A 14,497-nucleotide genomic window follows, 5' to 3' on the forward strand; every position below is an offset into this window, starting at 1 on the left:
AAGAAGCGACGCCGTTGCCGATCGAAACGCTGCCGGCCGACAGCGCCGGGCTGTTCGTGCCTGCGACGATCGAGAGCGCAGTATTGTCGGCGAAGGTCACGGTCTGCGCGACGTTCACGGTCGCCGGCGTCTGGATCGCCAGCGTGCCGGCGGTCACGTTCACGTTGCCGCCAAGCGTGTTAGCGCAGCCCGCGCTACCGTTGCCGAACTGCAACCGGCCGCCGGAGACAAGGGTGTCGCCGGTGTAGCTGTTCGTGCCGGTCAGGATCGTTGTGCCCGAGCCGACCTGCCGCACTGCGCCGCTGCCGGAGATATTGCCGGCGAAGGTCGAGATGTCCGAGCGATTGAAGGCGAGCGTGCCGTTATTTGTGACATTGCCGACGATCGAACCGTTCGCGCCGCCATTGCCGAGTTGCAGCGTGCCGCTGCTGATCGTGGTGCCGCCGGTGTAGCTGTTCGCGCCCGACAGGGTCAGCGTGCCGGTTCCGGCCTTGACCAGCGAGCCGCCGCCCGAAATGACTCCGCTCACCTCGGTCGAGAGATTGTTCGAGCCGACCGTCAGTTCGTTGGCCCCGAGATTAAAGGTGCCGGCTCCCGCGATCGACCCCGCGCTCAGCTTGTGGTCGCTGTTCGCGCCTGCGCTGTTCGAAAAATCGGTGGTGGAGCCCATACCGTTGGTGATGGCGGCGTTGCCGGCCGTGCTCGTGCCGTTGAAATTCAGGCTAGAGTTGTTCGTTATGGTGGCGCTGCCGGCCGTGCTGGTGTTGTTGAAATTCAAGGCACCGTTGTTGGTGATGGCGGCGCTGCCGGCTGTGCTGGTGTCTTTGAAAAACAAGCCGAAATTGTTTGTGATGCTGGCGCTGCCGGCCGTGCTGCTGTTCAGGAAATAGAGGTAACTGTTGTTGGTGATGGTGGCGCTGCCCGCGCTGGTGCCAGCGTTGAAAAGCGTGTTGCCGCTGTTCGTGATGCTGGTGATGGCGCTGGTGTCGGCATTGACGACATTGAATTTGCTACCCGCGCCCACGGTCACGGCGCCCGCGATGGCGCCGGTTCTGGTGGCATTGCCCAGTTGCAGGGTGCCGCCGCTGATCGTGGTGCCGCCGGTGTAGCTGTTCGCGCCCGACAGAGTCAGAGTGCCGGTTCCGGTCTTGACCAGCGAGCCGCCGGCGCCCGAAATGACACCGCTCACCTCGGTCGAGAGATTGTTCGAGCCGACCGTCAGTTCGTTCGCCCCAAGAATGTAGGTACCGGCTCCCGCGATCGACCCCGCGCTCAGCTTGTGGTCGCGGTTCAGGCCGGTGCTGTTCGAAAAATCGGTGGTGGCGCCCGCACCGTTGGTGATGGCGGCGTTGCCGCCCGTGCTGCTGTCGTTGAAAAGCAGGTTGCTGTTGTTGGTAATGGCGGCGCTGCCGGCCGTGCTGCTGTTGTTGAAATTCAGGTAACTGGTGTTGGTGATGACGGCGCTGCCGGCCGTGCTGCTGTTGAAGAACGTTAGGCCGAAATTGTTCGTGATGGTGGCGCTGCCGGCCGTGCTGTTGCCGTAGAGCCACATGTAGTTGTTGTTGATGATGACGGCGCTGCCGGCCGTGCTGGTGTCATAGAATTGCAGGTAGCCGTTGCTGCCGTTGGTGATAGTGGCGCTGCCGGCGCTGCTGTTGTTGAAGAATTTCACGAAGCCGCTGTTCGTAATGGCCGCGCTGCCGCCATTGACGATAATGCCCGCGCCGTAGAAGCTGAGGGTTACGCCATTGTTGACGCCGAAGGTGTAGTTCGATGCGCCCGCGTTGAACGTCCAGCCGCCGACGACGGACCCTGACGTGATCGACAGGTTGGTTTGCGTCGAGGCGCCGAAAACGGCCGTGTCGGACCCACCGGACGGCACCACCGCGCCGCTCCAGTTGGAGGCGTTATTATAATTGGCATCGCCCGGATTGGAGAGCCACGCCCTGTCGGCCGCTTGCGCCGGAGCCAGGTACCTGGTGACCGTCAGCGCCGTCGAGGCCAGCAATGCGGCGCGCAACAGGCCGCCCATGACGCCGCGCGGCGAAGCTGAAAGCACCCGTGAAGACATTATATAATTATTCCCCCGGCCTGAACGCGGGGGCTTGCGGTTCTACGCGCGTTCAGGCCCCTGCCTTTGCCCGCGCCTTTTTCGACCGTATTCCCCGCATCGTATTCGTCATGTCCCTTTGCCTTATGTCAGGGCGTCGCGGCATGGTCCTGAAATGGGGCCGGATGAATTCTGAGATTTCGCTGATATTTTCTGATTTCGAGGGAATTCGAATGATTTTTGAGGATTCCGTGCGCTTTTGGCCTTCGGCCTCCTGACAATGTCGAGGAACTTGTGGTCGCAACGACCTGACAATCGAGAGCGCGGTGGATGCGAGCAACGTCATCCGTCACCCTGAGTTGGTCCCGCGAAGGGCGACGGCCCGAGCCATGGCTTAGGGGGCCGTTCATCCTTCGAGGCTCGCGGAGCCTGTCATCGGGCCGCGCTTTGCGCGGACCCGTTGGCTCGCACCTCAGGATGACGGATTATTGCTCAGCGCGTAGCCCAGGTGAGCCCAGCGACACCCGGGATCTCAATCACTCGGCCTTCCGGATATCGCTTCTCTCATCCGGGCTACAGGGCTGAACACCTCTCACACAAGAATAAGGGCGCCGCGATCGCGACGCCCTCCTTTGTCATCCAATCCTGCCGTCCGTCGCGCTCTTACACGTCGAAGAACACCGTTTCCTGGTCGCCCTGCAGGTGCACGTCGAAGCGGTAGACGCCGGGCTTGGCCGGATCGGGCGTGGCGATCAGGGTGGCGCGGCGGTCGGGCGGCACCAGCGCCAGGATCGGATCGCTGGCGTTGGCCGCTTCGCCTTCGAAATAGATCCGGCTCTGCACCTGCCGCGTCATGCCGCGGGCGTAGACCGCGAGCAGGATGTGCGGCGCCTGGGTGGTGCCGTTCGGGCCCGGCACCGGGCCGGGCTTGACGGTGTGGAACGAGAATTCGCCGGCATTGCTGGTGCCGCAGCGGCCGAAGCCGCGGAACGAGCTGTTGGGCAGCGCGCGGCTGTCCTTTGGATCGCTGTAGCGGCCCTGGGCGTCGGCCTGCCAGATCTCCAGCATGGAGTCCGGAACGATCTTGCCGTCGCCGTCGAACACCCGGCCCTCGATGCGGATGCGCTCGCCGGCGGTGTCCGCGGTCACGAGGTCATTGGTGAAGGCGTCGTTCCAGGTGTACTCGCCGCCCGGGGTCAGGCCGTACTTGAAGAACGGGCCAACGGTCTGCGAAGGGGTGAGGCCGGTCATCAGTGGGTCTCCTGCGGCGTGGCGTTGCGACCGCGCAGCACAATGTCGAAGCGATAGCACAGCGCCCAGTCGGGCTTGGTGTTGTCGAGATCGAAGCTCGACACCATGCGCAGCCGCGCCTTCTCGTCGGTCACCGAGTTGAAGATCGGATCGAACGGGAACAGCGGATCGTTCGGGAAGTACATCTGGGTGACGACGCGCGACAGGAACGAATACCCGAACACCGAGAAGTGGATGTGGGCCGGCCGCCAGGCGTTGTAGTGGTTGCCCCAGGGATAGGCGCCGGGCTTGATGGTGACGAAGCGATAATAGCCGTTCGCATCGGTCAGCGCGCGGCCCGCGCCGGTGAAGTTCGGGTCGAGCGGCGCCGGATGCTGGTCGCGCGTGTGGATGTAGCGGCCGCAGGAATTGGCCTGCCACAGCTCGACCAGGGCGTTGGGCACGCCGCGGTTGTCCTCGTCGAGCACATGGCCGTGGACGATGATGCGTTCGCCGATCGGCTCGCCGGTGTGCTGGACGGTGAGATCGCTGTCGTGCTCGCGCACCGTCTCGTGGCCGTAGACCGGGCCGGTCAGCTCCGACAGGGTGTGCGGCATGATGATCAAGGGCTTCTGCGGCGCGCGCTTGACCGTGCTCTTGTAGTCCGGAAAGAGCCGCGGGCCGAACGCGTCGGTGCTGCTGCGCGGATAGACGAGCGTCATTTGAGATCCTCCGGGCGCGGCCCAAACGGCCGCGCCGTGTCGTGTCGCCGGCGTGACGCCAGCCTTCAGTTCAGCTTCTCGAGGGCGATCGACACGCCCTGGCCGACGCCGACGCACATGGTGGCGAGCGCGAGCTTGCCGCCGCGGGTCTCGAGGCCATGCACCGCGGTCAGCGCGAGGCGCGCGCCGCTCATGCCGAGCGGATGTCCCAGCGCAATCGCGCCGCCATGCGGGTTGACGAAGTCAGCGTCTTCCTTGACGCCGAGCTGGCGCAGCACGGCAATGCCCTGGGAGGCGAACGCCTCATTGAGCTCGATGAGGTCGAAGTCGCTGATCTTGAGCTTGAGACGCTCCATCAGCTTGCGGGTCGACGGCACCGGGCCGATGCCCATGATGCGCGGCGGCACACCGGCCGAGGCGAGGCCGAGCAGGCGCGCCCGCGGGGTGAGGCCGTGCTTCTTCACGGCAGCTTCCGACGCCAGGATCAGCGCGGCGGCGCCGTCATTGACGCCCGAGGCGTTGCCCGCGGTCACGGTGCCGGGATTGCGGAACGGGGTCTTGAGCTTGGCGAGGCCTTCCAGCGTCGTTTCAGGGCGCGGATGCTCGTCCTTGTCGACGGTGATCGGGCCGGCCTTGCCGCCGGGCACGGAGACCGGAACGATCTCCTGCGCGAAGTAGCCGGCGGCGATCGCCTGGCCAGCGCGCTGCTGCGAGCGGATGGCGAACGCGTCCTGGTCGGCGCGCGACACCTGGAACTCCTCGGCGACGTTCTCGCCGGTCTCCGGCATCGAGTCGACGCCGTACTGCTGCTTCATCAGCGGGTTGATGAAACGCCAGCCGATGGTGGTGTCGAAGGTCTCGGCCGAGCGCTGGAACGCTTCCGTGGCCTTGCCCATCACGAACGGCGCGCGGGTCATCGACTCGACGCCGCCCGCGATCGCGAGCTCGATCTCGCCGGCGCGAATGGCGCGGCCCGCGGCGCCGACCGCGTCGAGGCCCGAGGCGCACAGACGGTTGAGCGTAACGCCCGGCACCGTATCCGGCAGACCTGCGAGCAGCAGCGCCATGCGCGCGACGTTGCGGTTGTCTTCACCGGCCTGGTTGGCGCAGCCGAAATACACCTCGTCGACCTGCGCCCAGTCGAGGTTCGGGTGCTTGGCCATCAGCGCCTTGATCGGGGTGGCGGCGAGATCGTCGGCCCGCACCTTCGCCAGCGAGCCACCGAAACGGCCGATCGGCGTCCGTACGGCATCGCACACAAAAACGTCACGCATGTTGAGGCTCCCTCACACTTCGTTCCCGACCCGTATCGGCGCGACAAGGGTCATTGGTTCGCCGAGTTTTAGGAAGTGGCGCGAAGGAAATCAAATGCTTGCTGCGCGCAGGGCCATGCCGCGCCGCGGCCGCCCCAGTTTCACCTCCTGAACCGAGAAGCGGGGAAAACCCCAGACAATTCCAGCAAATGGCAGGATCGGCCGGACAAACTTTGCTAGTTTGCGCCGCCATGACGATCCAGCCTGCCAACCCCGCGTACCATCCCGCCGACCAGGCGCCCGAGCCGATCGGGAAGCTGACGCCGATGATGGAACAGTACCTCGAGATCAAGGCCGCCCATGCCGGCCTGATGCTGTTCTATCGCATGGGCGACTTCTACGAGCTGTTCTTCGAGGACGCCGAAGCCGCCTCCAAGGCGCTCGGCATCGTGCTGACCAAGCGCGGCAAGCACCTCGGCCAGGACATCCCGATGTGCGGCGTGCCGGTGGAGCGCGCCGACGATTACCTGCATCGCCTGATTGAGAAGGGCCACCGCGTCGCTGTTTGCGAGCAGATGGAGGACCCCGCGGCGGCGCGCAAGCGCGGCAACAAGAGCGTGGTGCGCCGCGACGTGGTGCGGGTCGTCACCCCCGGCACCCTCACCGAAGACAACCTGCTCGACGCGCGCACCAACAACTACCTCCTCGCCATCGCCCGCGCCCGCGCGTCGTCGCCGGGCGGCGACCGCATCGGGCTGTCGTGGATCGACATCTCGACCGCCGAGTTCATGGTGACCGAATGCGCGGTGGCCGAGCTCGCGGCGACGCTGGCCCGCATCAACCCCAACGAGGTGATTGTCACCGACGCGCTGTACGGCGATGCCGAGATCGGGCCGCTGCTGCGCACCCTGCCGGCGGTGACGCCGCTGACCCGCGACGTGTTCGACAGCGCCACCGCCGAGCGGCGGCTATGCGACTATTTCGCCGTCGCCACCATGGACGGCTTCGGCGCGATGTCGCGCGTCGAGGCGACCGCCGCCGCGGCGACGCTGACCTATATCGACCGCACCCAGGTCGGCAAGCGCCCGCCGCTGTCGCCGCCGGGCCGCGAGGTCGCCGGTACTACGCTGGCGATCGATTCCGCCACGCGGGCCAACCTCGAACTGATCCGCACCCTCGGCGGCGAACGGCGCGGCTCGCTGCTCGACGCCATCGACATGACCGTCACTGCCGCAGGCTCACGCCTGCTGGCGCAGCGGCTGTCGGCGCCGCTGACCGACGTTCCCGGCATCACGCGCCGGCTCGACGCCATCGACGCCTTCGTCGCCGATAGCGGCACACGCGCCGACGTCCGCGCCGCGCTCAAGACCGCACCCGACATCTCGCGCGCGCTGGCCCGGCTGTCGGTCGGCCGCGGCGGCCCGCGCGACCTCGCCGCGCTACGCGACGGCATCCATGCCGCCGACCAGGCGCTCGCCCTGCTCGGCCGCATGGCCGAGCACGGCAGCGAAATCGCCACCGCCATCGCGGCGCTGCGCCAGCCGTCGCGCGCCCTCGCCGGCGAACTCGCCCGCGCCCTCGACGAACAGCTGCCGCTGCTCAAGCGTGACGGCGGCTTCGTGCGCGCCGGCTATGACGCCAATCTCGACGAGACCCGCGCGCTGCGCGACGAATCCCGCCAGGTGGTCGCCGCGATGCAGGCGCGCTATGCCGACGAGACCGGCATCAAGGCGCTGAAGATCCGCCACAACAACGTGCTCGGCTACTTCGTCGAGGTCACCGCGCAGCACGGCGACCGCCTGATGACGGCGCCGCTCAACGCCCGCTTCATCCACCGCCAGACGCTGGCCGGCCAGGTGCGCTTCACCACCACCGAGCTCAGCGAGGTCGAAGCCAAGATCGCCAATGCCGGCGAACGCGCGCTCGGCCTCGAGCTCGAGATCTTCGACCGCCTCAGCGCCGAGGTCGCGACCGCCAGCGACGACCTGCGCGCCGCCGCCCATGCCTTCGCGATGCTCGATGTCGCAACCGCTCTGGCGCAGCTCGCGGTCGATCACGACTACGCCCGGCCGGAGGTCGACACATCGCTCGCCTTCGCCATCGAGGGTGGCCGCCATCCCGTGGTCGAGCAGGCGCTCAAGCGCGACGGCCAGCCGTTCATCGCCAACGCCAGCGACCTGTCGCCCGCGCCGGGCCAGGGCCACGGCCAGATCTGGCTGATCACCGGTCCCAACATGGCTGGTAAATCGACCTTCCTGCGCCAGAACGCGCTGATCGCGCTTTTGGCGCAGATCGGCAGCTTCGTGCCGGCGAAGCGCGCCCGCATCGGCGTGGTCGACCGGCTGTTCTCGCGCGTCGGCGCCGCCGACGACCTCGCCCGCGGCCGCTCGACCTTCATGGTCGAGATGGTCGAGACCGCGGCGATCCTCAACCAGGCCGGCGAACGCGCCCTCGTCATCCTCGACGAGATCGGCCGCGGCACCGCCACCTTCGACGGCCTGTCGATCGCCTGGGCGACCATCGAGCACCTGCACGAGACCAACCGCTGCCGCGCGCTGTTCGCCACCCACTATCACGAGCTGACCGCGCTGTCGGCGCGGCTGCCGCGGCTGTTCAACGCCACGGTGCGGGTCAAGGAATGGCGCGGCGACGTCGTGTTCCTGCACGAGGTGCTGCCCGGCGCCGCCGACCGCTCCTACGGCATCCAGGTGGCGAAGCTCGCCGGCCTGCCGTCGCCGGTGATCACCCGCGCCAAGTCGGTGCTGGCGAAGCTGGAGGCACAGGACCGCTCCTCGACGGCGCGAGCGCTCGCCGACGACCTGCCGCTGTTCGCGATCACCACACGTGCGGAAGTGGAAGCGCCGCCGCCCGGCCCGGCGGATCGGGTGATGGACGCGGTCAAGGCGCTCAATCCCGACGAGATGTCGCCGCGCGAGGCGCTGGAAGCGCTCTACGCGCTGAAGAAGAAGGCCGCCGACGGCGGCTGAGGCCGGCGGCGGATTCCAACCCTCATGGTGAGGAGGCGCGCCAGCGCCGTCTCGAACCATAGAGGCCGATGAGATGCAACGCATGGGCCGCCACTGTCCGATTGATTTTGGGCGCCAGTCATCCCCACGGCGTCATGCGCGGGCTTGACCCGCGCATCCAGCTTGCTCCCGATATGACGAACTGTAATCAAAGCTGGATCACCGGGTCACGACGCTTCGCGTCGGCCCGGTGATGACGCTGAGAAATGCCGCAACGCTGCACGCCCCGGAAAAGCGCCGCATAGCAACGCCGTATTTGGGAGTCGTCATTCCGGGATGGCCCGAAGGGCCAGACCCGGAATCTCGATCGGCACAGATCGGCACCAGCGGTGCTGCAGCAGCTATCGCGGCCGATCGAAATGCCGGCATTGAGGCCACCCTCATTGCAGCCGGCTCACGCCTTCGCATCGAGCAAGGTTGCGATCGCGCGTTCGGTGGCGTCATAGGCGCCTTCGCCGACATGCTTGAGAACGATATGGCCGCGCCGGTCGATCAGGTAGGTCGCCGGCCAGTATTCGTTGTCGAACGCCTTCCACGTCGCATACGCGTTGTCCTGCGCGACCGGATAGGCGATGCCGTGGCGGGCGATGGCGGCCTCGACGTTGCGAGTCGACTTCTCGTACCCGAACTCCGGCGTGTGGACGCCGATGATGATGAGGCCACGGGACGCGAAGGTGCGGTGCCAGCCGGTGACATAAGGCAGCGTGCGCACGCAGTTGATGCAGGAGTAGGTCCAGAAATCGATGAGCACCACCTGGCCGCGCAGGCCAGCCAGCGTCAGCGGCGCGGAGTTCAGCCAGTGCTCGATGCCGGTGATCTCCGGCGCCACGCCATAATCATGGAAGGCGACGGTCTCTGGCTCCGCGCGCAGGGCGCGCGCGCCGCCGGCGACAACTGCGGCGCCGGCCACGAGGCCGAGCAGGCCGCGTCTCGAAACAGCTAGTGTCATGATCACAGTCCTCCGGATATGCTGGGATAGAAGTTGGCGAGCCAGGCGGTGACCGTCGTATCGACCTGGTAGAAGGTCGCCACCGCGACCAGCACGACGACCACGCCAAACCCCTGCTGCAGGGTGCGGGTGTGGCGCACGAGCACGCGCAACTTGGTCGAGACGAGCTGACCGCCATAGCCGATCAGCAGCATCGGCACCGCCGCGCCGAGCGAATACGCCGCGAGCAGCAGCGCCGCGCGGTCGAGCCGCTGGGATGAGGCGATCAGGGTCAGGATCGAGCCGAGCACGGGCCCGGCGCACGGCGCCCACACCGCCCCCAGGCTGGCGCCGAGCAGCACCGCGCCCGCCGGACCGCCGGCCTGGGCGCCGGCCATGCCGACCGCCCCGGCGAGCGGGCCGAGCCGCGCCGCCAGCCATTCGAACGGATGCGGCCAGATCATCAGCGCGCCGAACACCAGCAGCATCACGGTCGAGGCATCACGCAGCGTGTCCTGCGACAACCCCAGCACGCTCGGAAACAGCCCGAACAGGAATGCGACCAGCGCGAAGGTGACCGCGAAACCAAGAGTGACCAGCAGCGGCCGCACCGGATCGCGCCGGCCGACCGAGGCGCCGAGAATGATCGGCAGCATCGGCAGCACGCAGGGCGCGGCGATGGTGAGCAGGCCGGCGGCGAAGGCGAGCGGAAGATCGAACATGGCGCTAGTTCCGCTCTGCCGGCGCGGCGACGCGCGCCCACACCAGCGTCTTGCCGAACATCGGCAGACCGACATAGGGCCGCACCACCAGCTGGTCCGGGCCGTCGAGCGACAGGCGGCAGGAATAGGTCTTGGCGTTCTCGCGGTTGTAGATCTCGCCCTGCCATTCGCCTTCGCCGGACGACACCACCTCCTTGAGAATGGTCATGCCGAGCGGCGAGCGCGTGTCGGCGGCCACCATCTCGCCGCCGCCGCTCATGGAGCGGTTGGCCAGCACCTTGACCACCGTGCCGCACAGCGCCGCGCCGCAGGGCGCGATCTCGACCTCGAGGTTGCCATTGTCGGTGCGCCAGCGGCCGGCCGGTCCGTCGGCGGCGAGCGCCGGCACGGCGGACAGCCAGGCCGCGGCCATGATGGCGCCGATGACATGAAGTGTGCGCATGGGATGAGGTCCTCTGGAACAGCCGGCCAGAAGCCGGCAGGACCGTCATCAACCATCCCGGCGTATCCCGGATGTGTCCGCAGGGCCGCGATTGTGTCGCGCCGTCTGTCGAAGCCACCGGCGGATACAGTGTGATACAAAGTCCTGCACCCGTTCCCGCAGGGAGCCGCTACAGTCGGGCACCGATGGACCGCAAAGACCATATCCTGATCGTCGACGACGACCGCGAGCTGCGGGACCTCCTGGTGCAGTATCTCGAAGGCAGCGGCTATGCCGCCACCGCGGTGAAGGGCGGCCGGGACATGCGCCGCGTGCTCGCGGACAAGACCGTCGACCTGATCGTGCTCGACCTGATGCTGCAGCAGGAGGACGGCCTGACGCTATGCCGCGACCTGCGCGCCACCGATCCCAACGCACCGCCGATCCTGATGCTGACCGCGCGCGGCGACGAGGCCGACCGCATTCTCGGCCTCGAGATGGGCGCCGACGATTATCTCGCCAAACCGTTCGCATCGCGCGAGCTGCTGGCGCGCATCAAGGCGATCCTGCGCCGCGCCCGCGCACTGCCGGCCAACCTGCGCGTCTCCGAAGCGGCGCGGGGGCTCGCGTTCGGCGGCTGGGTGCTCGACACCACCCAGCGCCATCTCGTCGATGCCGCCGGCACCATGGTGGCGCTGAGCGGCGCCGAGTACCGCCTGCTGCGCGTCTTCCTTGACCATCCGCAGCGCGTGCTCAACCGCGACCAGCTCCTCAACCTGACCCAGGGCCGCGACACCGAACCGTTCGACCGCTCGATCGACCTCCTGGTCAGCCGGCTGCGGCAGCGCCTCAAGGACGACGCGCGCGAGCCGCGCTTCATCAAGACCGTGCGCAACGAGGGTTATGTGTTCTCCACCGTGGTCGAGACATGGACGCCGCGGTGACCGCGCGCGCCGCACCGCGCCCCTGGAGGCTGTGGCCGCGGTCGCTGTTCGGCCGCGTCGCGCTGATCCTGTTCTGCGGCCTGTCCGCCGCCCACGTGCTGTCGCTCGCGTTGCTGCTGCATGACCGCTCCCAGGCGGTCAGCGCCATGATGGTGGCGTATCTCGCGCGCGATGTCGCGAGCTCCGTCGCCATCCTCGAACGCGTCCCCGCCGCCGAGCGGCCGCAGTGGGTCGCCAAACTCGACCGCAAGAACTACCGCTACCGCCTCGACGTCGCGCCGTCCGCGCCCCGCCCGGCCTCGCCCACGGCCAGCCAGGTCGCGACCGCGGTGGCCCGCGAGCTCGGCCCCGGCCGCGCGGTGACGGCGACCGCCACGCCGGACAGCACCGATCCGCTGCGCTTCGACCTGCGCCTGACGCTGAACGACCGCACGCCGCTCACCCTGGAGATGCTGCCGCCGGACTCCGGCCTGTCGCCATTCGTGGTCGCCGCGCTGACGGCGCAGTTCGCGCTGCTCGGCCTGTTCTCATGGATCGCGGTGCGGCTGGCGACACGGCCGCTGGCGCGGCTCGCCCGCGCCGCCGACGCGCTCGGCCCCGACCTCAAGGGCGAACCGCTCAAGGAAGACGGCCCGCGCGAGGTCGCCCATGCGGCGAAGGCCTTCAACGCCATGCAGCGGCGCATCGCCGACGACGTCGCCGAGCGCGTGCGCATCCTCGCCGCGATCTCCCACGACCTGCAGAGCCCGATCACGCGGATGCGGCTGCGCACCGACCTGCTGGGCGATGCCGTGCTCCGGCAAAAGCTGCAGACCGACCTCACCGCGATGCAGGCCCTGATCGAGGAAGGACTCGACCTCGCCCGCAGCACCGGCCGCGCGGCGGAGACACCGGTGCGCACCGACCTGCGCGCGCTGCTGGAGAGCCTCGCCTACGACTATGCCGATTCCGGACAGCCGGTCGGACTGACCTGCACCATCGACACGCCCGTCGTCATCGCGCCGCAGACCCTGCGCCGCATCCTCACCAACCTCGTCGACAACGCCCTGAAGTTCGCCGGCGATGCAGAGATCGTCGCGGGCCGGGACACCGACGGCCGGATCACCATCACAGTACAGGACCGCGGCCCCGGCATCCCCGAAGATCAACTCGCCGCCGTGCTGCGGCCCTTCCACCGCGTCGAGGCCTCGCGCAACCGCGAGACCGGCGGCACCGGCCTCGGCCTTGCCATCGCGCAGCGGCTGGCGGTGTCGCTGGGTGGGGAGTTGCGGCTTGCGAACCGGAATGGTGGTGGGTTGGCGGCGAGCGTGACGTTGCCGGCATAGTCCTAAACGCGCGCCAGCGCTCTACGACGCCAGGATTCGAGCAGAGCCGCACAGACCAGGGCGCGTATCCCCCCGCGCAGTCGGGGCACACATGTTCGCTGTGTCTCAGATGACAGCGCGATAACAGACCCCATCAGAGGTCCGAATCGGGCCAGAGGTGGACACCGCGCTCCCGTGGATGTCGATCGTCGCTCGTCAGACGACTGTCACTGCACTTACGTTTCCGATCGCGATGCGCCTGGAGCATCAATAAAACGTTGAACAAAAATCAGATCTAACCAGCGGTCAAACTTGTGCCCGACTTCTCGGAAACGAGCGACACGCTCAAATCCAAGACGCTCGTGGAAGCGAATTGACGCTTCGTTCGCTGCGTCAATACCTCCGACCATCACGTGCTTCCGTAACGCGAGGGCACGCGGGAACAGATCCTCAACAAGCGCACGCCCCACTCCTAAACCACGAACGTCGTGCCGCACGTGTACCGTATGCTCGACAGTGTACCGGTACCCCGGCCACGTTCCCCTCCACTCTCCGAAGGAAGCGAAGCCCATTGCGTCACCGCCCTGGTCCACCGCAACCACCACCGGAAAACCGCTTGAGCATCGAGAGCGAAACCAACTTCGCCGCTCTTCAAGAGTAGACGGCTCCAAGCTATATACCGCCGTCGATGTTGCTATAACTTCATTGTAGATTTCCAAGACGGCCGGTAAGTCGCCTTCAGTAGCATCGCGGACAGTCGGATTTACTCTCATTTTGGAAAACGCTCCGAAGTCGCCCACTAAGATTTATAGATAGTCCCTCGGAGGAACGGCAAGCTACGTCGTACGTCTGCAACGGGTCACGAGCAGAAGTGCTAGGACCGATACGGCGCGGCGCCGCAAAACGCCGCTAACCGCTCATCCAGCCTTGCCCGCACCGCCGGCCATTCGTCCGCCAGGATCGAATACACCGCCGTGTCGCGGATGCGGCCGGTCCAGGTGATCATGTCCTGGCGCAGGACGCCTTCGAACTGCGCGCCGAGCTTGCTGACTGCCGCGCGCGAGCGGGCGTTGAGCGCATCGATGCGAAAGACGACGCGGCGGGCGCCGGCGGCGAAGGCGTTGGCGATCATCAGCCGCTTGGCCGCCGGATTGACCGGGCCGCCGCGCCAGTCGGGGCGGTAGTAGGTGCCGCCGATCTCGACGGTGCCGTGGCGACGGTCGATGTTGAGATAGCAGGTCATCCCGCCGCAGCGCCCGCCGGCGATCACGGCATGGGCGAGATAGCGGCCGGCCGCGACCTCGCCCGCGAGCCAGTCCCAGCAGCGATCGAAATGCGCGCCCGCCCAGGAGATGGGATAGAGGCTGGTCCAGACCTCGGTATCCGCATCACACGCCGCCCGCAGGTCGTCGCGATGGGTCGGCGTCAGGGGCTCGAGGCGCACGAACGCGTCCTCGGCGGTCACGGCGTGCAGGTTCACGACGGCTCCTCGCGGAAGTGGCTCTCGTGTCTGTAGCACACATCACGTTAGCGGGCAGAGGAGCTGTCCGCGACACGGCGCCCTGTCGGGAAGGCAGGTCATGAACATGACGGCTCATGTGATGGACCGAAGACGAGCGTGTGCGGTGAGCGCGCACGAGGGGCAAAACCTTCTCACGCTGCGCTTCCACATTTCTCAGCCTCATCACCGGGCCGACTAGCGTCAAGACCCGGTGATCCAGCTTTAAAGAAGCCACATTACGTCGCGAGCAAGCTGGATTGCCGGGTCAAGTGTTCAGTCCGGGGACATCACCGACGGGTGTTCGGAGACATAGCCGACACATCACAATACATGGACAGGCTGTTAGGGAGTCGGTCCATGCCATGGCGCAAGGTGTCGGTGATGGAGCAACGACGG

At 67.1% G+C, this 14,497-nt stretch carries 12 protein-coding genes; 3 read left to right on the forward strand and 9 right to left on the reverse strand.

Translation table 11 applies throughout. The features are described from left to right. The 4 genes from AB4Z37_RS32705 to pcaF all read right to left on the reverse strand — a co-directional run. Window positions 1-2,071, reverse strand: a 2,071-nt coding sequence (locus AB4Z37_RS32705; RefSeq protein WP_441520832.1) for a beta strand repeat-containing protein, incomplete at its 3' end; no start/stop codon positions are given. A 642-nt stretch (window positions 2,072-2,713) separates the two neighbouring features. Then, window positions 2,714-3,301, reverse strand: coding sequence for a protocatechuate 3,4-dioxygenase subunit alpha (gene pcaG / locus AB4Z37_RS32710; protein WP_441520833.1), 588 nt, complete (start codon window positions 3,299-3,301; stop codon window positions 2,714-2,716). Next, window positions 3,301-4,002, reverse strand: coding sequence for a protocatechuate 3,4-dioxygenase subunit beta (gene pcaH / locus AB4Z37_RS32715; protein WP_441520834.1), 702 nt, complete (start codon window positions 4,000-4,002; stop codon window positions 3,301-3,303). Before pcaH ends, pcaG begins: the two co-directional genes overlap by 1 nt. A gap of 65 nt (window positions 4,003-4,067) precedes the next feature. Next, complete coding sequence (gene pcaF, locus AB4Z37_RS32720; protein WP_441520835.1) at window positions 4,068-5,276, reverse strand: 3-oxoadipyl-CoA thiolase; 1,209 nt, start codon at window positions 5,274-5,276, stop codon at window positions 4,068-4,070. A 230-nt stretch (window positions 5,277-5,506) separates the two neighbouring features. Between pcaF and mutS the strand changes: the two genes are divergently transcribed. Further along, window positions 5,507-8,242: a DNA mismatch repair protein MutS gene (mutS, locus tag AB4Z37_RS32725; protein WP_441520836.1), complete on the forward strand. Its 2,736-nt coding sequence runs from the start codon at window positions 5,507-5,509 to the stop codon at window positions 8,240-8,242. 433 nt (window positions 8,243-8,675) lie between these two features. On the opposite strand, the gene AB4Z37_RS32730 is transcribed toward mutS, so the two are convergent. The 3 genes from AB4Z37_RS32730 to AB4Z37_RS32740 are packed head-to-tail and all read right to left on the reverse strand — an operon-like array spanning window position 8,676 to window position 10,373. After that, window positions 8,676-9,230, reverse strand: a complete 555-nt coding sequence (locus AB4Z37_RS32730; protein WP_441520837.1) for a redoxin domain-containing protein — start codon at window positions 9,228-9,230, stop codon at window positions 8,676-8,678. A 2-nt stretch (window positions 9,231-9,232) separates the two neighbouring features. Continuing rightward, the gene (locus AB4Z37_RS32735) at window positions 9,233-9,931 is read right to left on the reverse strand and encodes a cytochrome c biogenesis CcdA family protein (RefSeq protein WP_441520838.1); all 699 of its coding nucleotides are present in this window, start codon (window positions 9,929-9,931) and stop codon (window positions 9,233-9,235) included. 4 nt (window positions 9,932-9,935) lie between these two features. Beyond that, window positions 9,936-10,373 (reverse strand): DUF2147 domain-containing protein, encoded by a 438-nt coding sequence (locus tag AB4Z37_RS32740; protein WP_441520839.1) that lies wholly within the window; start codon window positions 10,371-10,373, stop codon window positions 9,936-9,938. Window positions 10,374-10,558: 185 nt separating this feature from the next. Here AB4Z37_RS32740 and AB4Z37_RS32745 point away from each other — a divergent pair, with 185 nt between their 5' ends. After that, window positions 10,559-11,296, forward strand: a complete 738-nt coding sequence (locus tag AB4Z37_RS32745; RefSeq protein ID WP_441520840.1) for a response regulator — start codon at window positions 10,559-10,561, stop codon at window positions 11,294-11,296. Continuing rightward, complete coding sequence (locus tag AB4Z37_RS32750; protein ID WP_441520841.1) at window positions 11,281-12,621, forward strand: sensor histidine kinase; 1,341 nt, start codon at window positions 11,281-11,283, stop codon at window positions 12,619-12,621. The genes AB4Z37_RS32745 and AB4Z37_RS32750 overlap by 16 nt, the downstream gene beginning before the upstream one ends. A gap of 215 nt (window positions 12,622-12,836) precedes the next feature. On the opposite strand, the gene AB4Z37_RS32755 is transcribed toward AB4Z37_RS32750, so the two are convergent. Both AB4Z37_RS32755 and AB4Z37_RS32760 read right to left on the reverse strand, forming a co-directional pair. Further along, window positions 12,837-13,373, reverse strand: coding sequence for a GNAT family N-acetyltransferase (locus AB4Z37_RS32755; RefSeq protein WP_441520842.1), 537 nt, complete (start codon window positions 13,371-13,373; stop codon window positions 12,837-12,839). A gap of 101 nt (window positions 13,374-13,474) precedes the next feature. After that, window positions 13,475-14,080 (reverse strand): GNAT family N-acetyltransferase, encoded by a 606-nt coding sequence (locus tag AB4Z37_RS32760; RefSeq protein WP_441520843.1) that lies wholly within the window; start codon window positions 14,078-14,080, stop codon window positions 13,475-13,477. Between the last annotated feature and the right edge of the window lie 417 nt (window positions 14,081-14,497).

The sequence above is a fragment of the Bradyrhizobium sp. 2TAF24 genome, from assembly GCF_052115025.1.
GTDB lineage: Bacteria > Pseudomonadota > Alphaproteobacteria > Rhizobiales > Xanthobacteraceae > Bradyrhizobium_A.